Origin of the sequence: Pedobacter gandavensis (genome assembly GCF_032678745.1) — a bacterium.
Lineage (GTDB): Bacteria > Bacteroidota > Bacteroidia > Sphingobacteriales > Sphingobacteriaceae > Pedobacter > Pedobacter gandavensis_C.
The window spans coordinates 574,690-600,146 of record NZ_JAVTST010000003.1 but is presented as its reverse complement, the minus strand read 5'-3'; the positions used below and the strand labels follow the sequence as shown (position 1 = coordinate 600,146).

At 43.2% G+C, this 25,457-nt stretch carries 1 protein-coding gene; it reads right to left on the bottom strand.

The features are described 5' to 3' along the window. Positions 1-3 precede the first annotated feature (3 nt). Complete coding sequence (locus tag R2S10_RS13925; protein WP_316841027.1) at positions 4-25,335, bottom strand: choice-of-anchor Q domain-containing protein; 25,332 nt, start codon at positions 25,333-25,335, stop codon at positions 4-6. Positions 25,336-25,457: the final 122 nt, after the last annotated feature.

Below are 25,457 nucleotides of genomic sequence, written 5' to 3'. Positions count from 1 at the left end.
CCTTTATTTCTTTACAATTTCTATTAAACCATTTTCATTAATGAGAAAAGCCAGCTCATTTCCGTAAGCCAGTCCCATTTTATTTATCGCATAAGCTTTCACATAATAAGGAATTCCTGTGCTCAGGCCTTCCAGATTGATCACCAGTGCATCCGCACCTGCTACTACTTTAGCATCTGCCAACGTTGGATTCGGAACCGTACTCCAACAGATACCGGACTCCGTAATTGCTGAACCTCCGTCGCTGGTTAATGCCATACCTGTAAGTACTGCTGTTGTACTTTTCGGGCTTACCGCAACCGTCTTTAACAGCGGTTTTTTAACCGGTGCATAACCATACCAATCGCTCAGTTTAAATGGAGCGACCTGATCATCCAGATGACTTTTTGCATTTAATGCAGACAGGGAGAATGGTGCTTTTCTTTCCGCCTTATTTAATTCTCCGATAGCCAGCATGTAATCTGCAACCATCTTCATACTGATCGCTCCAGAACCCGGCAATGGATTCAGCTTCCAATCCGCATAGAGTGTAACGCTCTCTGTAATTAGGAGGCCAAAATTAAAAACAGTTTCCATATTTTGATCAGAATACCAGGCATAAAAAACTGCCCCATCTTTTGTACTCAGCGCAGGAGTGATCATCGCCTGATCTTCTACTACCAGTGGCGCCACTGCGGTTCCACCGTTACTTTCCCAGATAATCGTATGGTACAATCTGGAAATTTCCAAAGATCCGTTTACAAAAGCAAAGTCATAATTGTTTGCCTGTAAACTACCTATGCTCATTACTACCGGATAAACACCTGGTAAGCTCGCTGAAGTAGCTGTAGTGCTGAACTCTGGTTCTCCCTCGAGTTTCGTTGCAGCTCTTATCCCCATCTCTGTTTCTCCATATTTAAACCCTTCCATTTGATAGGTAAATGATGGGTTATCATGTGCAAAGTAGCGTTTCAAGCTATCCCCATGAACAGTCAGTAAAGCTTTGCTGATGAAGAATCTTTGTTCTGCCTCTGCTTTGTCATAAAAGGCATTTCCGGCCTGAACTGCTTTAATTACGACTTTTCCGGCGCCCTCTATAGTGGCCAGATCTCCGTTTAGGTTCAAATATCCGTCTAACAATTCAAAAGTTACCGGCAAACCTGAAGAAGTCGTAGCCTGCAACTGGAAGGCATCATCACCATATTGCTTATTGGCAATTGCGGTAAAATCGATCACCTGACTTGCTCTTTGAATCCGAATCTCTGCCAAGGCCGTTTTCAAACTGGTATTGAAGGTATTCGGTGCCAATGTTAACTCGCCAACCATCAACAGATCACCAATTGGAGCCGCTGTATACACTGCAGGATCCCATGTCACCGCCAGATTCTCTGTAGAACCATCATTATAAGTCACAGCAATGGTAGCAGGTAATCCTAATCCTGGGAATGGTGTACCATAGGGTACTGTTATTGGTGAAATCAACACTACTGAATCGATATCCTTCTGAAGGGTAATCTTAATTTTCCCTTTCAGATCCGAAGTATTTCTAATGTCACTTGTCAATTGAACTTCCCCGCTGATCGTCTGTTCCTGCAAGAGATTGCTTTGATAACCTGTTTCTTCCCATAATACCGGTAACTCCTCTGTACTCTGATCATCATAGGTCACCTTTACAGTTAGTGGCAGTTCCAATGCGCTAAACAACTTACCATACACATCTATTAAAGCTTTGGATTCTTCTACAAGAATGATGTTTTTCTGATCGATAATCACCTGCACTTTAGCCGTAATGTCTGTCGGATTTGAAGCACCGTCCGCAGGATCCAGGATCCCGGTGAAGTTAAAGCTCCCCACTTCATTTTCTATAAAATCAGCCGATTCCCAATCTACTCCGGCAATACCTGTGCTGCCAACCGTATAGCTTACCGGTACGGAAGTCCCTAATTGTGCAATCACTTCGGCTTTACTTGTTCCTAAAGGAAAATGTATCGGCGAGTTTACCGTAACTGCATTAATCATTAATAGTGGAACCTGTACGGTTATTTTAATTTTCGCTGATTTATTGTCCTTGTTTTCTTCCGGACTATCTGGTAGTAATACGCCATTTAACAGGTAATCTCCTGCAGTATTCCCATCGAAAGTACCTTCTTCCCATAATACGGAAAGTGGCTCTGTTTGCTGGTTATTGTAAGTCACATCCACCATTGATGGCAATGCCAGATTGTTGAATACAGTTCCATGAGGAACGGTCATATCTGGAATAGCAGCTACTGACACCACAAATCGTGCTTCCACTTTTACCTTTAACAGCGCTGTTAAATTATTCGGGTTTTCGGTGTTTACCGGAAGCGTAACCGTTCCGACGAATTCATAGGTTCCTTTTTCCAAAGGATTATAATCTGTATTTTCCCAGGCCTTAACGGTGATCATTTCTGTAGAACCATCATCAAATACACCAGATACCTTAACAGGCAAGCCCAGGGCATTTAAAGCGGTTCCATTCACCACTGAAAGAGAATCCGCGGCAATAGCGATTAAAGTTCTGATCTTCTCTGCAACGGTTACACTAATCTCTGGTTGCAGGGATTTAGGATTGTCTATTTCCGCAGGGACTACCATGTTTCCCGGAAGCGTGTAGGTACCTGCTAATTTTTCATTATAATTCCCTTTTGTCCAGCCTACCGGCAACAGGTCTTCCGACTGGTCATTATAAGTCACTTTTACGGATTCCGGTAAGGTTAATGCATCAAAACCAGTATCGTAAGGCACAGTTAAAGCTGCAATTGGCGCGAGCGATACGATCTCTTTTCTACCGACTTTAACCCATACCTGGGCTGGTAAATTGCCTGGATTTTGTACCCCTTGTGGCAATACCAGCTCCCCTTCGAAAAGATAGGTTCCTGCCTGTGTTTCGTCGTAATCCAGACTTTCAAATGAAGGGTTCATCACTGGAATATCCAGATATGTTCCATCATCCAGTTTCGCATTGCAAAGAACAGGGAAAACGAGATTTGCTAACTTTGTACCGTAAACCACCGCTATCGTATCTGCTTTTAAAGAGATGATTTCTTTGGCTCTTGGCAATACGTTGATTTCTATTTTAGGAATGATCCCTTTAGAGTTTTCAATATCATCTGGTAGAATAAATGTACCATTGATGGTATATTTTCCCTCCAGGTTTCCATTATAGGTACTCAAATCCCAGTTTACACCAAGGTCCTGCATTCCCCCATCAACAAATTCTGCGATCAGTGCATCCGGTAAAATCAATGCGCCTGCATCCGTTCCAAAAAACACTGTTAAAGCATCCGGACTCAGATAAGATTTGATGATACGCTTGCCAACATTCACTTTTAAACTTGCCTTCACACTATCTGGATTAATGAATCCATCCGGAGTTTCCAGTTCTCCAATTAACTGGTAAGCCCCAGGTTCATCCGCCAGATAATCACCTTCCAGCCAGGTCACATTTAAGCTCCCTGAACTCAGGTTATCATAGGTCACCCCAGCCTTTTTCGGGAATAACAGCAGCGCTGCATTGAAATCCGTACCATAAGGGATATTTAGTGAATCAGGAATTGAAGACACCACTTTTAATGGTTTCGGTCCAACTTTTACCATCACCTCTACATACTTCATATTCGGGTTTTCAATCTGGTCATGAATCACGATTTCCCCTTTAAAAGTATAGCTTCCTTCCTGTAAACGGTTATAGGTGGCTGAACTCCAAAGTACCCCTTCTGTGCCAGTCGACTGATCATTATACGTCACGGCAACCTCATCTGGTAAACCAATCTGATCCGTTTCAGTTCCATATTTCACATTGATTACAGCAGGATTAGTTACAGCTATGATCTCTTTTTTACCCAGGATAATGGTGATTGAAGTGCTACGCATATCCTTATTCGCTACTCCAGGAATCAGGATCGGATCACCATCAAAAGTATAGAACTCTGGTTTCAATGGATCGTAACCTTCCGTATCCCAGGTCATGTTTAGACTACCAGTACTGCCATCGTCATAGGTCACAGGAATCGCTAATTTTAGGGCTTCTATTGCATTCAACTTCGTCCCAAATGCGACATTTACAGAGTCTGGTTTTGCAATCGACACAATGTTCTTCGGCTTTGGAAGTACCGTTAACACAATTTTCGCCTCCAGATTACTGCTGTTATCGATGCTGGAATTGTGAAGTAGTTTACCTGTTAAATTGTAATCAGCGGAAACCATCGGGTTATATTTTCCGGGTTTCCATTCTACCCCTACCGTATCTGTTGTCCCATCATCAAACTTCGCCAACACCGTTTTCGGTAACTCTACATCATCAAATTCGGTAGCGTAAGGCGTGCTGGCGGGAGGAACCGGAAGTACTGAAGTGATGTTTTTACGAATGATCACTTTCTGCTCTCCGCTTAAACGTTTACTGTTTGAGGTTAATGGTTTCAACTGTAAAGCACCTTTCAGATCATATTCATCTCCTTTGTTTGGCGTATAAATAGAAGTATCCCAAATCACATTCAGGAAGCCAGTAGTCTGATCATGGTAAGTCACCCGGATCGAAGACTGTAATGGCAGACTGGCTACCGGCGTCTTTAAAGGCACGGTAATATCTGCTAAAGGTTCAACTGAAATAATATCATGTTGTGCATACACATCTACACTCGCTTCAAATCCTGCTGGATTGGCATGAACTTCTTTCAAAACCAGATCTGCATATAGGCGATACACACCCGACTTTAAGTCGTACGTCCCTTGTTTCCAGACCAGGCTCAACATGTCTGTCGTGACACGGTCATCATAAGTGACGCGAACCTGTTTTGGCAATTGTGGTAATACTTCTGAGAAAGGTATTCCAGACCAGACATATACTGGTGGTAATTCTTCCAGCGCAATGATATACGGATATACCGGATCGATCACCGCAACTTTTGCTGTGGCAGTCAGGTTGTTCCTGTTCATCTCTGGTTTAGGCACTATAATATTTCCAATCACCGTGTATAGTCCTTCTGCATTCCCATTATAATCACCCGGTAACCAGGTTACAGGGAACTTTGCATGGCTCTGATCACTCATGATCACCTCTACCTGAGGAACCAATGTTAACTGATCGAAGGGTGTTCCTGTATCTATTTTAACGGGCAGCGGATAAGGTTTTAAGACCTCTATGATATAAGGCTCCCTTGGGTTCACTTTCAATTTAATCTTCAATGACCCGCACACATTATCACCGGCAACAGCAAGGATAAACTCATACTCGCCGGCTTCACTTGCTTCTCCGGAAATTACTCCTGCCGGACTTAAAGTCATTCCATCAGGCAATAATCCCTGAGAAAGGCTAAAGGTATAAGTCCCCGCAGTAGCCAAAGTCACCTGGTGGCTGTAAGGGCTCCATTGATCTGCCTCCGGCAATTGCTGTTCTGCATTTTCCAGGTACAAGCCCTGGAATTCATAAGCACCGATATCTACGGTATTGTGCTGAATCCTTGTGGCTCCGACTAAGTCAAGACTTAATCCGGCCACCTTACTGTTATCCCCCATATTGATCGCAGGAGAGCATGCTGAAAGTGACAATTCATCTCCATCAGGGTTGTTAAACTGAGGATCCTTGGTTAAAATTAATGTACCGGTTTTATAGCCATTTTCAATTGTACTATTGGCTACAATAATACCTGTAGTGAGCTGATCGGCTACTTTATTGCCCCGCTTATTATTCCATAAAATACTGTTGTAGATATTCAGCGTACCCGTATAACGATATACGGCTCCACCATATTGATTGGCTGCAGAAGTATTCGCATGGGTGATGCTGTTATTGGCCATCGAAGTATTTACCAGATTGGTTACCCCATTATAATGGTACAATGCACCTCCATAATAACCACCTGTACTCGTTACTCTATTCCGGCTAAACACCGCATTACTGATGTTTAAAGTTCCGGAATACTGGTAGATCGCTCCACCATGTTGTACCGCAGTATTTCCGATGAATTTAGCATTCGTGATGGCTGGTTTCCCATTAGTAGAGTTGTAAATGGCCCCTCCACTAATCGTAGCTGCATTGTCTTTGAAATCCACTTTATCCATCGTGATGGCCGAGCTGATATTGAATATTCCTGCCCCATGTCTTGCTTTGTTACTGATGAATTTCACTTCTTTAAAACTTGCAGCAGCGGAGTTGTACATACCACCGCCATAAGCATAACCTCCTGTAAGCACTGTATTATTCTCCAGAATGATATTGCTAAATTCAGCTGCACCACTATTGAAAATACCTCCTCCATAATTATAGGCAGTGTTGTCTTTAATCCAAAGGTTTCTAAAAATGATCTTTCCTAAAGCATTGTAAATACCCGCGCCATAATAGGCTTCATTACTGGAATTTGAACCTGTTGCAGTCTTTCCTCCTACAATACTAAATCCATCTACAATCGTTGCATTTGTTAGGGCAATACGGTTATAAAGGACATGGTAACTTCTGTTTTCTCCATTTAAAATCGTTTCATTTGTAGTGGAGATTGTTTCAGGAACCCGATCTGAAAGTTCATTCTCTGTTCCTGCAAAACCACCAAATAACTTCACATTTTCTTTGAGGGTAAAGTAGTTCGTGACTTTAGGTCCTGGGTTATATTTTCCTTTTGCTACCCAAATGGTATCACCAGCAAGGGCAGAACTTAAACCCTTTTGAAGGTCAAGGAAACCATTGGTCCAGTCGGCACCATTGTCCATTCCTGTAGCCGCCTGGTTCACATAAATACGAACCCCACCAACACCAGGTTTTACTTCTACGGTGTAAAGTCTGTTTCCACAAAGGTTGCCATCATTGGCCGTTACATTGAAGGTATAAATTCCATTATTAATCGGCCTGCCAGTGATGCTTCCGGAAGTACTCATCAACAATCCATCTGGTAATTTACCATAACTGATGGCATAGGTATAAGTACCATTGCCCCCTGTAGCAGTCATCTGCTGCAGGTATTTTTGTCCGCGGATTCCTTCCGGTAATGCCGCAGGTCCCACTATAATTCTATCCTGCTGATTTTCATAAGCACCCAAATCTACCGCATCTGCCATGATCCTGTTTTTACCGGTGATGTCTTTGGTTAACCCCGCAGCAAACACATTATCACCCATATTGATCGCTGGTGAACATGCGGATAGAGAAAGGTCATCAGGGTTAGTCAGGTTAAACATAGGATTTGCATCCACTATTGTTTTTCCTGCAGCATAACCTCCCTGAATCAAGGCATTGCTCACTTTCACATTCAGGTTCAATTCATCGGCAACATTGTTCCCACGTTTATTCCCCCAAAGTATGCTGTTCTGCAAAGTTAAAGTTCCTGCATTTCGGTAAATACCACCACCATACTTGTTGACAGACGTGTTCACATAACCAATGCTATTATTACTGAATGTAACGTTGTTCAAAGTAGAAGTTGCTGTATATTGATAAAAACCACCCCCAAAATATCCAGCAGTACTGCTCACTTTATTCCTGCTGAAAACCGCATTATTTAAGCTCAAAGTAGAAGCATACTGATACAAACCAGCGCCATGCTGTACCGAAGTATTTGCAATAAACATAGCGCCATCTACCGTAATCTTACCGTTATAGGCATAAAACCCACCACCAATCAGATTTGCTTTATTCTCTTTAAAAACCACATTGTTCAAGCTCAATGCTCCGGTCACATGGTATAGTCCTCCACCATAGTTTGCCGTATTGTTCAGGAACTCCAGATTGCTCATCGTTGCAGTACCAGAGTTGTACAATCCACCACCATAGGGATAAGAGCCTGTACTGATCGTATTGTTTTCAAAAGTGACCTTTGTTAATACTGATGCGGCGGCGTTGTACATCCCTCCACCAAAACTGCTGGCATTGTTATTTTTAATCCATAGGTCGTTAAAAATCATCGCCCCGCGACTGTTATAAATACCTGCTCCGATGTAAGGTTCGCTACCACTACCACCTATTGCTGTACGTCCACCAGTAATGGTAAATCCATCCAGAACCGTTGCTTTTGTTAAAATTGCAGTATTGAAGACAACGTGTCTGTTGATGTTTTTACCGTCGAGTATGGTTTGATTTACAGTTCTTGTGTTTAGGGTATCTCTTTCTGAAAGCAGCGTTTCTGTAGTAGCGAAGCCACCGTATATTTTCACGCCTTCTTTCATTTGGAAGGTTGAAGTGATCAGGGGGCCCGGACTATAAGTCCCTTTCGCCACCCAGATTTGATCTCCTGGCAAGGATACTTTCAAGGCATTTTGCAGGTCGAGGTAAGCATTATCCCAGGTACTTCCATTGTTCTGACCAGCAACTGCGGCCTGGTTTACCAGAATACGAACCACTCCTGTTCCTGCCACAATTTCCATGTTGTACATGCGATGACCGCATAAGTTCCCATCAGTTGCTTTAACTACAAAAGTATATTTACCAATCACAATTGGATTCCCACTAATCAATCCGGATGAAGTCATCGATAAGCCGTCAGGAAGTTTACCTGAAATCACCTGATAAGTATACGTACCTGTTCCTCCTGATCCATTAACTCCTTGTAATTGCACGCTGATACTCTCCCCGCGATTTCCTTGTGGCATTGCCGCAGGTTTCACTTCGATTACCTCTTGTTGGTATTCCAAAGCACCCATATCTACCCATTCCGATTTGATCCTTTCTAAACCAGCAAGGTCTTTACTTCCTGCAACGACAAGCTGATTATCTCCTGTATTTACCGCTGGCGAACATCCGCTAAGCGCCAGATTATCCCCCGCTGCGTTTACAAACATTGGCTCCGCATCAATGATATTTGCACCTGTTGCATATCCTCCCTGAATCAGGGAGTTGTTTGCTTTGATGTTCAGGTTAAGCTGATCTGGTGTAGCTGAGCCTCTGGTATTGCCCCAAAGCACACTATTGTTTAAGGTGACCGTCCCTGCATTTCTGTAGATCGCTCCCCCGTGATTTACGGTACCTGCCTTAAAATAATTGATGCTGTTGTTACTGAAACTGTTGTTCGTCAACACTGCCGTTCCGGAGTAAATATAAATCGCTCCTCCATAATTTGCAGCAGTTGATGTAACTGTGTTTCTGCTAAAAGTACTATTGTCGAGCTTAAACACACTGTTAGACCAAATCGCTCCTCCATGCAATGCAGCAGTATTATTGGTAAAAGAGGCCCTATTTAAAGTCAATGTTCCGCTCGCATAAATTGCGCCTCCGCTTCCAGTGGCGATATTGTCTTTAAAAATCACATTTGTAAAGACCGGTGTTCCATTGGCGATAAACACGGCGCCCCCTGTGGTGGATTTATTGGCGGTAAAACTGGCATTGGTAATGGTTAAAGCGGCTCCGGAGTTGTTGTAAATTGCCCCTCCCTGGCCATTGGTGATCGTGTTATTCTCGAACCTGACATCCGTCAATTCTGCCAGCCCTGCATTGAACAGCGCAGATCCATAACCCGGATAGCTGGCCGATTCAATGATCTTATTGTTTTCAAAAACACCTCCCTTAAGCTTAAATCCACCAACATTGTATACTGCAGAACCTCTTGCATAATTACCTGTTGTGCGGTTATTGCTAAAAATGATATTGCTATATGTTGCATTTCCGCTGTGGTAAATTCCAGCACCATAACTGGCCACATTGTTCTTAATCCAAAGGTGATTGAATACCGCTGCTCCTGCTGAATTGTAAATTCCGGCACCATAATAATTGCCATTGTAATAATAGCTGTTGTAACTGGTACCCGCATTTCCTCCCTGGATAGAGAAACCATCCAGCACTGTTGCATTCGTTAACGCTGTGGCATTGTAAACCACATGGTAACTTGGCTTACCCTGACTACCATCAAGAATCGTTTCATTGAAGCCACGAATAGCTGTACTGTCTCTTTCTGAAAGCAAGGTCTCCGTTCCTGCAAAACCACCATAGATCTTCACCCCTTCTTTTAAGGTGAAGTATGAGCTGATCAGTAAACCTGGGCTATAGCTTCCTTTGGCCACCCATATTTCATCACCTGCTGAGGTTTGTCCTAATGCAACCTGTAAATCGGTAAAGGCATTTGGCCAGTTGCTTCCATTGTTATCTCCAGTTGCCGATTGGTGTACAAATAACCTTCCTGAACCATTTAAAATGTTGACCGTATACTGTCTGTTTCCACCCATGGTACCATCTGTAGCACCAATTACGAAGGTGTAACTGCCCACCACTGTTGGTGTACCTCTTAATTTACCATCCGGCAGGAAGACCAATCCTGTTGGTAATTTCCCTCCCTGGAAGCTCCAGGTTAGCGGTAAAGTTGTTCCTGTTGCAGTTAATTGAATTTCAGCATAAGCCCCTCTTTTCAATGGTGCAATCGTCGCCGGATTTAGGATCAGACTTTCTCCACCTTCGTTCTCATAAGCACCAAGATCGATCAGGTCATTGATGACACGTGGGTTTCCGCCAAGATCTTTATCAAATCCTTGCCAGCTGTTTTTCCCTGCATCAATTGCCAGAGAGCCCCCTTTTAATTTCAGGTTATCCGCCGCAGCGTTTTCAAACATCGGATCTCCAAACTTGATGTCTTCTCCTGTAGCATAGTTATTCTGGATTAAAGTACTACCCGCAACAATACCCGCATTGAGCTGATCCATCACGTTATTACCGCGCTTATTACCCCATAGGATACTATTATGAAGGGTAACTACCCCCGAGTTACGACACAATGCTCCTCCATAATTTAAAGTCGCACTAACATTGATATAGTTGATGCTATTGTTACTAAAAGTCACGTTATTGATCAATGCTTCTCCAGAACTCACATAAATTGCCCCTCCATAATGAGCGGCAGTTGAACTTACTTTATTGCGACTAAAAATACTGTTGTCAATTCTGATACTTCCATTGGTCCAGATGGCCCCACCATGCTGTACCGAAGTATTGTCGATAAAGGAAACCCGGTTTAACACTGGTGTTCCAGCGGCATAAATTGCACCTCCCATACCTGTCGCGGCGTTAGCCCTAAAGATCACATCTGTAATTTCCGGGAAGCCATTGGCGATAAATAAGGCCCCACCAGTAGTCGCTTTGTTTCCATTGAATTCCGATTTGCTGATTTTTAAGCCTGCTCCAGAATTGTTGTAAATCGCTCCTCCTTGTCCGTTGGCAATCGTATTATTTACAAATTTAACCTCATCCAACTCCAGTAAACCACTATTAAAAATCGCGGCTCCGTAGCCGGCGTAGCTAGCCGATTCCGTGATTTTGTTGTCTTCGAAAATACCTTTGGTTAAAGCAAAACCTCTGCTATTATAAACCGCAGCACCACGAGCATATGATCCTTTGGCAATGTTATTCGTAAATCTGATATTGCTGTATTCCGCATCACCGGTATGGAATAAACCTGCACCATAAGTGGCCACATTGTTTTTAATCCATAGGTTTCGGAAGATGGCAGCTCCGGCAGTATTGTAAATACCCGCACCGTAATAATTGGCATTGGAACCAGAACTATAAGTGGTCAGCGATTTTCCTCCCTGAATACTAAAACCATCTAAAACCGTTGCCGATGTTAAGGCTGCGGTATTGTACACGACGTGGTAACTAGCTACTCCAGTGCTACCATCCAGAATCGCTTCATTCGCACCTGAAATGGCCGTACTATCTCTTTCTGTGAGTAATGATTCTGTTCCTGCAAAACCACCGTACATTTTTACCCCTTCCTTTAAAGTGAAGTAACTACTCGCCAATGCCCCCGGAGAATAACTTCCTTTCGCTACCCAGATTTCATCCCCAGCTTTGACTTGTGCCATTGCGGTCTGTAAATCGGTAAAGGCATGCTGCCAGTTGCTTCCGTTATTGTCGCCTGTTGCCGTCTGATGCACAAATAACCTAACTGATCCTTCTTTTACGTTTACTGTATATTGTTTATTTCCTGCTATTGTTCCATCTGTGGCTCCGATGACAAAGGTATAGCTACCTACCAAGGTTGGGGTTCCCCTTAATTTACCATCTGGCAGGAACACCAGTCCGGTGGGTAATTTCCCTCCCTGGAAGCTCCAGGTTACCGGTAATGTAGTTCCGGTATAAGTAAGTTGAAGATCCAGATAGGCTCCTCTACTGAGGTCTGGGATTAAGCCCGGACTGATCATCAGTTGTCCGGCGCCATCATGTTCGTAAGCTCCAAGATCTACCACATCATTGACCAATCTTGGATTTCCTGCCAGATCCTTATCGAAAGTCTGCCAATTGTTATCTCCCACATTGATCGCTAAAGATCCTCCCTTGAGTTTAAGGTTATCCGTTAATGCATCTTCAAACATTGGATCTCCGATTTTGATATCGGTTCCGGTAGCATAATTATTTTGAACAATGGAATTACCAACGATGATCCCTGCATTCAATTGGTCGGCCACATTATTGCCGCGCTTATTGTTCCAGAAAATACTGTTATGAACGTTTACTGTTCCTGAGCTGCGGTATAAAGCGCCTCCATAACTTAAGGTTGCACTCGCATTAACATAGTTAATGCTGTTGCCACTGAAACTCACGTTGCTGATATTCGTAGTTCCTGAACCGATATAAATAGCTCCTCCAAAATATCCTGAAGTAGAACTTACCTTATTTCTACTAAAAATACTATTGTCTATTTTTAATGTTCCGCCCGACCAGATCGCCGCTCCATGCTGAACCGAAGTATTCCCTATAAAGCTGATGCGGTTTAATGTCATCGTTCCTGCTGTATAAATCGCCCCTCCTGTTCCTGTTGCGGTATTGTCTTTAAAGCTTGCCGAGTATAAGTCAAGGCTACCATTTGCAAAAAATAGAGCACCACCTGTGGTTGCCTTATTTCCTGTAAATGTCGCTTCCTTAATTTTTACTGCCGCTCCTGAGCTGGAATAAATCGCCCCTCCTTGTCCGCTGTTAATGGTATTATTGATAAATCTAACCTCATTCAACTCCAAAGCACCGGCATTGAAAATACCCGCTCCATATCCGGTATAACTGGTCGATTCTGTGATTTTATTGTTTTCAAAAAGTCCTTTTTGAAGTTTAAAACTTCCTCCATTGTAAACTGCAGATCCCCTTGCCGTATAACCTTTCGATTCATTGTTACTAAAAGTGATATTGGTATAACTCGCCATTCCCTGGTGGAATAATCCTGCTCCATAGGTCGCAATGTTATTTTTAATCCAAAGGTTGCGGAAAATGGCAGATCCGGCAGTATTGTATATTCCTGCTCCATAATAATTGGCATTTGAACCAGAGCTGTAGGTCGTCAGTGATTTTCCTCCCTGAATACTGAAACCATCCAGAACAGTGGCCTCAGTTAAAGCCGCAGTATTGTACACCACATGGTAACTTGCCACTCCTTTACTACCATCAAGGATGGATTCATTCGTACCTGAGATACCTGTACTATCTCTTTCTGTCAATAGCGACTCCGTTCCTGCAAAACCACCATACATCTTTACTCCTTCTTTTAAGATAAAGTAAGAACTGGCTGTTGTTCCGGCACTGTAATTTCCTTTGGCCACCCAGATTTCATCTCCTGCTGATGTTTGGGCCAATGCAGGTTGTAAATCGCTGAATGCATTTGCCCAGTTGCTTCCGTTGTTTCCTCCGGTTGCAAGCTGACTTACATATAAGCGCGCTGCACCACCAGTTACGGTAACGGTATATTGTTTACTTCCGATCAACTGACCATCTGTTGCCGCAGCTACAAATGTATAACTACCAATTAAGGTTGGCATTCCGGTGATTAGGCCTTCAGGCGTTAGCACCAGACCTACTGGTAAGCTTCCCGATTGAATGATCCAGGTGTAATTTCCAGAACCTCCGGTAGCGGTCATTTGAATCGCTGGGTTAACTCCCCTTAAGAACGGGCTAAAAGTTGCAGGCAGAATTTTCAATCCTGATCCACCTTGATTCTCGAAAGCCCCAAGATCGATCTGATCATTTACAACCCTTGGGTTTCCTGATACATCTGTTGTACTATTGTTCTTTGTATTGTCACCGGCATCTATCGCTGGAGAACCTCCTTTTAGTTGCAGACGATCTGTTGCTGCCTGCTCGAACAAAGGATCTCCGATCAGCACATTGGTTCCAGTGGCATATCCGCCTTGTACCAATGAGTTATATAATCCTATCCCGGCATTCAGCTGATCAGAAACATCATTTCCTCGTTTGTTACCCCAGAAAATACTATTGTTCACATTGACCACACCCGCACTGCGGTACATTGCAGCTCCACCTATAGTGCTGGCATGTGTAAAAGCAATACGGTTTTCACTAAAGCTCAGGTTGTTTAAAGTCGCTGCTGCGGCCACATAAAGACCCCCTCCATAATAAGCACCAACAGTAATCACTGCGTTTCTGCTGAATGCCACATTGTCCAGATTAGCTGTTCCTCCCAGATGATACATTCCCCCTGCCTGTTGCCCTGCCGTATTATTGATAAATGAGCTGTTCTGCATATTCAGAACCCCACCATTGTGCGCAAATCCACCGGCATAAAGTCTGGCGGTATTTTGCTTAAAAGTGGCATTGTTCAGGGTAATTGCGGTATTTAAGTTGTACATACCTCCACCATAAGCACTGGCTTCATTATTCTGGAAAAGGATTTGTGTAAATACTGCTGGACCCTGGTTGTAAATACCTGCGCCACGATCGGCTTTATTATTTAGTATCTGAAGGTTATTAAAAATAGCTTTTACCGTTGCATAGTTGTAGATACCTCCACCTCTATGGTTGTCGGTATCTCCGGCAGCAAGTGCTTGTCCGCCGCTAATGGTAAATCCATCTAGTATCGTAGCGGTAGTTAAAGCCAGATTGTTAAATACAACGTGTCTGCTGGCTAGCCCCTGACTACCGTCCAGAACGGTCTGATGATCGATGTGGATGTTATTGTTTTGTCTTTCTTCAAGGGTTTTTTCTGTTCCGGCAAAACCACCGTAAACTTTCACACCTTCCTTCATGGTAAACCAGTCTGTGGCCAGTAAGCCCGGACTATACTTTCCTTTCGCCACCCAGATCTGATCACCTGTAAGAGATTTATTCCAGGCATTTTTCAAATCGGTAAAGCCATGTTCCCAACTGCTACCATCATTATTGCCAGTGGTTGCAGACACATTGGCAAATAGCACTGCAGTCGCAGGATTCACCAATAAAGTGAATTGCTTACTGCCGACCAATTCTCCATCAGTTACTCCCACTACAAAAATATAAGAGCCAGCAACCATTGCTCTCCCCGACAGCTCGCCATTAGGTTTAAGCACAATTCCTGATGGTAAATTTCCTGAAGTAATTTTCCAGGTTAAGGCATTTGTAGAACCGGTTACGGTTAAAGGAACCTCCAGTTTTTCACCACGATCGTAAGCCTTCAAACTTGATGGTGCGATGATCAGACTGGCCGTTCCCTGGTTTTCATAAGCCCCCATATCCACCGTTTCATTCACTAAACGAGGATTACCATCCAGATCTTTAGCAGTGGAGATCTTCGTATTGTTACCCATGTCTATTGCCGGTGAGCCTCCTTTAAGGCGAAGGTTGTCCTGTTCTGCATTCACAAATAATGGATTCCCAATGACAATATTTGTTCCCCCTGCATAATTCCCCTGCACAATACTCTGATCAATCGTTACTATTCCTGAAATCTGATCCGGAGGGTTTGCACCGTAGGTATTTCCCCAGAAAATACTATTGTAAATACTCACTGTTCCACTACTGCGGAACAATGCACCACCACCTGCTGCTGCTCTGGCAATGCTGTTGTGACTAAATGTGACGTTGATTAAATTTGCATTGGCAGCCAGGTACATTGCTCCACCATAATAGCTGCCGGTTGAGCTGACCTTATTTCTACTAAAAATCACATTGTCCAGCTTGGCAACACCCGAGGAATAAAAAGCTCCGCCATGTTGTACTGCCTCGTTTGCTATAAAGGAAACACGATCTAACTCTGGGGTTCCAATATTATTAATGGCACCCCCCATCCCTGTCGCTTTATTACCAATAAAGCTAAGATCCCTCAGCTCCAGAACTCCTGTGCTCAGATAAGCGGCACCACCAGTTAAGGCTGTATTTTCAATAAAAGTAGATTTTGATATTTTTGAGGAAGCACCTGCAGCATGGTAATATGCACCACCTTGCGCATATCCGGTTCCATCTATTCTATTGTTTTTGAAGGTCGCATTGCTAATGTTTGAAACACCATAATTCATCATAGCACCAGCATAGGTATTACTTCCTGCAGCCACCACATTGTTTTCAAAAGTAAGGCTGTCCAGATTTCCTGTTGCCCCGCTATTAATGTATAAGGCTGCGGCTCTTCCATAACTTCCTGTAGTGGTATTGCCAACAAACTGGGTATTGGTGATGCTGGCTGTACCTCCGTAAATCATCATTCCTCCACCATAAACTGCATTATTCCCGGTGATGAGCAAGTTATTGAATACCGGATTCCCAAGGCTGGTAAAAATTCCGCCTCCATAATGATTTGTGCCCAAACTGCTACTATTAGAAATCAGTGTTTTTCCTCCGCTAACCGTAAATCCATCTAATAAAGTGGCATTACTTACTGCAATGGTATTGGAAACCACATGGTAACTTGCTACTCCCTGACTACCATCCAGGATACTTTTATTTGTGGTATTGATGTCTGATATTTTCCTTGCCTCCAATGTTGCTTCTGTTCCGGCGAAGCCTCCGTATATTTTAACACCTTCTTTTAGATTGAAGGTAGAAGTGGCGAGTAACCCAGGACTATAACTCCCTTTTGCCACCCAAATTTCATCTCCCGCAATAGACTCGGTAATGGCCAATTGTAAATCCGTATAGGCATTTTCCCAATCAATGCCATTCTTTTTCCCTGTTGCCTTTTCATTGGTAAATAAATGTGTACTGGCCGCATTAATGATGTAAGTGTATTGCTTGCTTCCGATAAACTGTCCATCAGTTACAGCGATGACAAATGTATAACTGCCAGCAGTCATCGCTCTACCCGTTAACCATCCTCCGGAGCTTAAGGAAAGACCCGGTGGCAAGCTTCCTGAAGAAACGGTCCAGGTTAATTTCCCTTCTCCGCCACTTGCCGTAAATTGTTGGTTTAAGATTGCACCCCTGCTTCCCTGAGGAAGTGTGGCCGGAAGAATACTTAAGCTTGCACCTCCCTGATTTTCATAAGCTCCCATATCAACCTGACCGTTCACCACCCTTTCGTTGATGTCCAGATCTCTGGAAGTTCCGGTAGCAGAGTTATCACCAGCATCAATGGCTGCCGATCCTGGTTTAACACGCAGATTATCATTAGCTGCATCTGTAAAAGATGGATTCCCAATAGAGATATTTGTTCCCGTAGCATAACCACCTTCAACGATCGAACTCGCAATGGTCAAACCTGCACCAGATACCTGATCTACTACGTTTCCACCACGTTTATTGCCCCAGAAAATACTGTTGTAAATGGCTGCTGTTCCAGGGGTTGCCTTGAAAAATCCTGCACCTGTAGCCGTTGTTGCATGAACATAAGCGGTGGTGTTGTTACTAAAAGCGGTATTGGAAAGGGTAGAAGTTCCTGAAGCATGGTACACACCTGCTCCAAATCCACTGGTATTTATTCCTCTGACCGCATTTCTGCTAAAGATGACATTGTCTAGCCTGATCACCCCACTGTTGTAAATCCCGGCACCATGCTGCACACCGATATTCGCAATAAAAGATCCACGGTTCAAGGTAAATGTTCCACTGGTATATACCCCGGCCCCTTGAGTTGCGGAAGTATTTCCTTTAAATGTTAAATCTTCTGCATCAATAACCCCCGCATTTAAGATCCCGCCACCAGTAGTCGCCGAAACATTACTTTCAAAAACTCCTTTTCTAATGGTCAACAGGCCTGTTCTATGGTATAGACCAGCACCTCCACCTGAGCTCGCTTTATTACGTAGAAACTGAACATCTTCCAGTCTCACTTCCCCAAGGTAATTGTACATACCCCCACCTAATATACCCTCATTTTCAATGAAAGTCAGTTTTCTAAAACTAGCCAGAGCATTCAGGTTGTATAATCCACCTCCGTAACCAACACCACCAGAAACGATGTTTTTTTCCATTCGGATGTTTTCGAAAGTTGCCGGACTATTGTTGTAAATACCCGCGCCAACCTGATAGGCATTGTTGTTTTTCACCCAAAGGTTTCTGAAAACGGCCGTTCCTGCATTGTTGTAAATCCCGGCAGCACTATACGCTATTGAAGTACTTCCCGTTGCCGTTCTTCCTCCACTGATGCTGAAACCATCGAGTACCGTTGCTGCAGTTAAAGCCGCTGTATTGGTTACTACGTGATAACTTTTTCCATTTCCATTCAGAATCGATTCATGAGTGCCATATAAAGTATTTGCATCCGCAACACGTTGCGCAAGCTGATCTTCAGTCCCCGCAAAACCACCATACATTTTAACACCTTCATTCAGCTTAAACGTAGAAGCAAAATCAGTTCCCGGAATGTAGTTTCCTTTGGCTACCCAAATTTCATCCCCTGCACCAGCCTGATTCAGCGCGATCTGCAGGTCAGTAATTGCATCGTTCCAATTGGATCCGTTTTTCGCACCTGTTGCTGCTTCACGTACATAAATACGTGTTGCAGCTTGTTGTACTTCTATTGTATATTGTTTAGATCCGATGAGAGTGCCATCAGTTACCGCAACTACAAAGGTATATCCACCAATTACCGGAACCATTGCACGACCAAATATTTTTCCTTCCGGAGAGATGGAGATTCCCGGAGGAAGATCTCCTGACAATAAGCCCCAGGTATAAACAGCACTACCGCCAGTTGCCTGTAATTGGATGTTCTGCTCTTCACCACGTATCATCACCGGAAGAGAGGCCGGCGTAATTTTTAAAGAAGCGCCACCTTGATTTTCATAGGCTCCCTGATCAACGATCGTATTGTAAAATCTTGGGTTTCCTTCAATATCATTTGTAGTACTGGTATAACTGTTATTTCCTTTGTCGATGGCCAATGAACCACTTCTAAGACTTAGCTCATCAGCTTCCGGATTGGTAAATAATGGATCTCCTACCAGAATGGCTGTTCCTGTGGTATAATCATCCTGCACCGTACTACTGATGATCGCATTGATCCCGGTGTTCAGCTGATCTGAAACTCCTCCAGCCCTGGTATTCCCCCAGAAAATACTGTTGTAAATTCTTGCCGTACCACTGTATTTGAATAATCCACCCCCAGCATTCACTGGTACAAAAGCAACGTTGTTATTGCTGAAAGTTGCATTAGTCAGGGTTAAAGTCCCACTATACAAATACAATCCACCACCATTAAATAATCCTGTCACCTTATTACGACTAAACACTACGTTATTCATCGTATTAGTGACCGTTCCATAATAAGCCCCTCCATTTTGTACCGCTGTATTGCCAATAAAAGCAACCCGGTCAAGCGTACTCGTACCCACGTTATTCATCGCACCACCAATCAAGGCTGCAGTGTTTTCTCTGAAAACAGCATCAGTAATTGTGATGGTCCCTGAATTGTAGATCGCTCCGGAATGCCCATCTGATCTGTTTCTATTGAATTCAGAATTGATAATGATCAGATTGGTCACATTTGCAGCATTCACCAATGCCCCTCCATAGGTTACACCAAGGTTATTTTCAAATATGGCCTTATTGATGGAAACACCAATTCCGGAGTTATAGATACCCCCACCAATTGTTCCCTGATTTCCTTTAAAAACGACATTATTAATCACCGCATTGGCTCCGGAAGTATATAGACCCGCACCATAACGATTCCCGGTAATCAGGATATTGTCTTCAAAAAGTACGTTATCAATTTTTAATGCCGGTGCCAGATTATAAAATCCTGCTCCGTATTGAGTCCCTTTATTATTTTTGATGATCAGGTTTCTAAAAGTACCGTTTGCTGCTGCTGCAAGGTGGTTGATTCCTCCACCAGAAAGGTTAGAATTTCCATCAGAAATGGTAAAACCGTCCAGCAATGTTTCTACCCCTAAAGCTATAGCATTGGTGATGACATGGCGGTTAAAATCATTACCACTTAAGATCGTTTCCTGCTGGGTAAACTTCCCATTGGCATCAGCAGCACGCTGAGTTAAGCTCGTTTCTGTCCCTGCAAATCCACCATACATCTTTACGCCGGAAACCATATAAAATGCGGAATCCAGGACCGCTACAGGAATATATTTCCCTTTAGCTACCCAGATTTCATCACCATCTTTTGCCAGAGTTAATGCGGTTTGTAACTTGACAAACCCGTTTTTCCAATCTACACCATTATTGATTCCTGTTGCATCCAGCTTCACATGTAATCTGGTGGCTCCTGGATTGACAATCACTGTATATTGTTTGGTACCAACCAGATTTCCCTGAACCGCACGAATTGCAAAAATGTAAGTTCCCGCGATCATTGGAATTCCGCTGATCATACCGGTTTGAGGATTTAAAGTAAATCCCAAAGGCAATGCTCCGGTCGCCACCGACCAGGTTGCTGGCGCAGCTCCATTGTTCAGACTAAGAGGCAATTCAATCGCAACACCACGCGTCAACACGTTTAAAGATTCCGGTAGGATGGTTAAAGAAGCTGACATCCCTAGTGGATTTTCAAACGCACCAAGGTCTACCGTTCCGTTCACAATCCTGGTCTTTCCTGCAAAATCCGTGGCGGTAAAGACCTGCTGGTTGTCTCCTCCGTCAATGGCAATAGAACCATTTTTCAGACGAAGATCATGTTGTTCTGCATTTTCAAAATCAGGATTGGCAATCAGGTTATTGGTTCCGGAAGTATAATTGTTCTGAACCAGGTTATTCGTCATGTTTTTAAGCACAGCGCCCCCAATCTGATCTTCTACATTAGCACCACGTTTATTGCCCCAGAAAATGCTGTTGTAAATATTTACTGTAGTTGGGCCTGCCCATAAACCGCCCCCAATAAATGTCCCCTCTACAGCAGTAAGTGCCAGCGCATTCTGACTAAAAGTACTATTCTGAATATGTGCCGTACCACTTTCCACCATCATCCCGCCACCATTATTAGAGGCTGCGGTACCGGTTACAATATTTTTGCTAAAGATCGAGTTTCGCACTGTCACCAGAGATAAAGCATAAAGTCCTCCTCCTCTTTGTTCTGCCGAATTTTCAAGGAAAGATACCCGGTCTAAAACGGTCGTTCCCGAACTATACAGACCACCACCATAAGCTTTAGTCGTGTTACTTTTAAAGACCACATCACTTAGACTAACCTCACCGGTATTGACCATTCCCGCCCCTGATGCAGCGGTCGTATTCCCTTCAAAACTACTTTCGGTCAATACTACTTTAACCGCAGTAACATTGTATAATCCTCCACCTTGTAATGCAGTATTATTCCTGAAAACAACCTGATTCATTATTGCATTAGCACCAGAGTTGTACAATCCACCACCATACCTGGTTGTAGTGATTACTTCGTTATTCTCAAAAAGAACATTGTTTAATTTTAATCCAACAGCAGCATTGAACATACCTCCACCATAGATATTGGCTTTATTATTTTTAATAATCAGATGATTGAAAATTGCATTCCCCACTGAAGAACCATTGTAAATCCCTGCTCCATGCCCATTTGTTGACGTTCCATTTGCATAACCTTCCGAGATGGTAAACCCTTCCATCAAAGTATTTGCAGAGAGGATTCCGACATTAAATACCACATGTTTATTGGTTCCGTTTCCACTTAAAATAGTCTCATTGGCGGTAAATTTTCCAGATGCGTCTGCTTGTCGCTGACTGATCTCTGTCTCTGTACCCGCAAAACCACCATACATTTTCACTCCTGAAACCATATAAAAGGCAGAGTCTACATGTAAAAATGGACTATAGGTTCCTTTTGCTACCCAGATCTCATCGCCATCTTTTGCAAGTGCCAATGCCGTTTGTAACCTGGTAAAACCATTAGACCAATCGTTTCCACTATTCCTTCCTAAAGCTGCAGCATTGACATGCAATCTGGTAGGTCCGCCGTTTACAACAAGCGTATATTGTTTGGTTCCTACCTTATCTCCCTGCAATACGCGCAGTACAAAAACATAAGTTCCGGCCACTGTTGGGATTCCACTTAACTTTCCTGTTTTAGCATCCAAAACAATACCCAAAGGTAAATCACCGGTAAATAGCGACCATTGTGCAACACCAGAACCCCCACTAAGGGTCAACTCCTGTTGGAAATTAGCCCCACGGATCTGCGCTTGAATTTCAGCCGGCATGATGGTTAACGAAGCAGGCATCCCTATCGGATGTTCCAATGCACCGATATCAACCGTTCCATTGATGATCCTGGTATTTCCAGTAAAATCCACTTCCGTACTCACCTTAAGGTTATTTCCGGCATCAATTGCAATGGAACCATTTTTTAATCGGAAATCATGTTGATCCGCATTTTCAAAATCAGGATTACCAATCAGGTTATTTGTTCCTGAAGTATAGTTGTTCTGGACAATGTTATTGGCCATGTCCTTAAGTATTGCGCCACCAATCTGGTCTGCAACATCATTCCCTCTTTTATTACCCCAAAAAATAGTATTGTGGATATTCACTGTAGCTGGTGCAGCCCATAAACCAGCACCAACAAAGCTGCCCTCAATAGCAGTAAGTGCCACTGTATTCTGACTAAAAATACTGTTTAGAATATTTGCAGTACCACTTTCCATCATCATACCTCCACCATAGTATGTTGCAGCGGTTCCAGTAACACTATTCTTGCTGAGAATGACATTCCGTAAAGTAATGGTTCCTAAAGCATAGATACCTCCACCTTTTTGCTCTGCTGTATTTTCCAGAAAAGATACCTGATCCAGCGTGGCTGTTCCAGAACTATAGATCCCAGCACCATAAGTCTTAGTAGTATTGTTTTTAAATACGCTATTTGTGATACTGATTTCTGCGGTATTCAAGATACCAGCACCCAAAGCAGTCGTATTATTTCCTTCAAAACTGTTCTCACTTAAAGTCACTTTTGCGGCTACGTTATATATTCCCCCCCCTTGAACTGCGATATTATTCCTAAAAATAACCTGATTCAAACTGGCGTTTGCCCCTGAATTATACAATCCACCACCGTATCTGGTGGAAGTCGTTGCTTCGTTATTCTCAAAGAGAACATTGGTCAATTTTAAGCCAACTGCCACATTAAACATACCTCCTCCATGTGTATTGGCCTTGTTATTTTTGATGACAAGGTTATTGAATATGGCATTTCCTACTGAAGCACCATTGTATATTCCAGCTCCCTGGCCATTTGTTGAGGTACCATTTGCATAACCTTCCGATATGGTAAAACCATCCATCAGTGTGTTTGCAGAAAGAGCAAGCACATTATAGATGACATGTTTATTGATCCCATTTCCACTTAAAACAGTCTCATTTCTTGTGAATTTACCCGATTCATCGGCCAATCTTTGAGTCAGACTACCTTCTGTTCCTGCAAAACCACCATACATTTTTACACCTGAAACCATCGCAAATGCAGAGTCAGCATGCAAAAACGGACTATACCTCCCTTTTGCTACCCAAATTTCATCTCCATCTTTTGCGAGTGTCAGTGCCGTTTGTAACCTCGTATATCCGTTTGCCCAATCGATACCATTGTTTAAACCTGTTGCAGATACATTTACGTGTAATCTGGCCGCTCCCGGGTTAATTACAAAATTGTATTGTCTGCTTCCTACCAGACTTCCGCTGGTCGCTTTGATCACGACCGAATAATTTCCAGCAATTGTTGGAATGCCAATTAGCTGCCCTGTTTGCTGGTTTAAGCTAATTCCAGGAGGCAAAAACCCAAAAGTAATCTCCCATTTACTCGCTGTAGCACCACCTTTGAGGCTGAGCGACTGACTATAAGGTAACCCGCGTTGCTGCCCGGCGATGCTGCCAGGAAGAATGTCTAATGTCCCGGTCATTCCTGAAGGGCTTTCTATTGCGCCTAGGTCTATGTTCGCACCCACCAGCCTGGAATTGCCAGCGAAATCAGTTGTCCCATTTTGTTTGGAATTGTCTCCTGCATCAAGTGCGATCGAACCATTTTTCAACCTCAGGTCGTCTTGATCTGCGTCTACAAAATCAGGATTCCCAATAATATTGTTTACTCCATAACCATAATTATTTTGAACCAGGCTGCTTTCCATGGTGATCTTAACCCCACCAATCTGATCCGGAAGATTATTTCCCCGCTTGTTTCCCCAGAAAATACTGTTGTACACACTTGATGCTACCGCAGCATTTAAAGCAGCCCCGTAAGTATTATTGTTATTATCAGCAATCACATACGCAATTTCATTATTGCTGAAACTACAGTTGAAGATATTCATCGCAGTGGAAGCTCCATATACAGCCCCTCCAACATGACTTACAGCTGTTCCGGTTACCCTATTTCTACTGAAAACAGAGTTGCGGACAGTCATTCCAGCCCCTGAATAAATTGCTCCTCCCTGCTGACCAGTCGTATTTTGACTAAAGCTAGTCCGGTCTAGAGTCAGCATACCGGTACTGGATATTCCGGCCCCATTTACAGTTGAAGTATTGTTATTAAACACATTATCCTCCAGTGTAATCGGGGCGGTATTATACAATCCAGCTCCGGAGCTGGCCCCGGTATTATTGATAAAGGAAACACGACTTAAGGTCACTGCCCCTGAATTGTACATTCCTGCTCCAATAGCATTGCTAAATGCAGCGTTGTACATGCTGTTGTTTTCCAGAACGAGATTGATCAGTGTAGCGGGCCCTGCATTAAAAAATCCTGCGCCATAATGACTGGCCATGTTATCTTTAATCCATAGGTTCTGAAAAGTTGCAGATCCGGCATTGTTATAAATCCCAGCAGCCCTATTAGCGATTGCGCTTTGGCTATTGGTGCTCACAGTTCGTCCACCACTAACGGTAAATCCGTCCAAAACAGTTTCTTTAGGAACATTCGCAAGATTGGTCACGACGTGGTTGTTGACATTGCTACCTGTCAAAATACTTTGATTAACCGTAAATAATCCCCTTGCATCGGCGATACGCTCTGTCAACAGGCTTTCAGTTCCTGCAAAACCACCATACATTTTTACACCAGATTTTAGCGTAAATGTAGAAGCAGCAACTGCACCAGGACTATAAGTTCCTTTTGCTACCCAGATTTCATTGCCGGCAACTGATTTGGAAATCGCATTTAACAGGTCGGTATAGGCATTTGCCCAATCCACACCGGTATTTGCTCCCTTAGCAGCAGTATTTACATGAATTTTTGTTTGAGCGGAAACTTGAAGAGCGTAAAAGAAAAAAACAGAAAAAGCAATTGCCTTAAAAAGGGAGGTACGCATAATTTAATAAACGGGATTTCTTCTTGAAAAAATTAAGATTCAGTATGTGCGGGGTTAAAGATTTTATTCAGTTTCCACCAAAGAAAGAAAATCGTACTTTATGGACTTTTAAGGAAATACTT

Coding starts and splice junctions, on each gene's coding strand:
- R2S10_RS13925 (WP_316841027.1), bottom strand. CDS start 25,335: ATGCGTACCTCCCTTTTTAAGGCAATTGCTTTTTCTGTTTTTTTCTTT.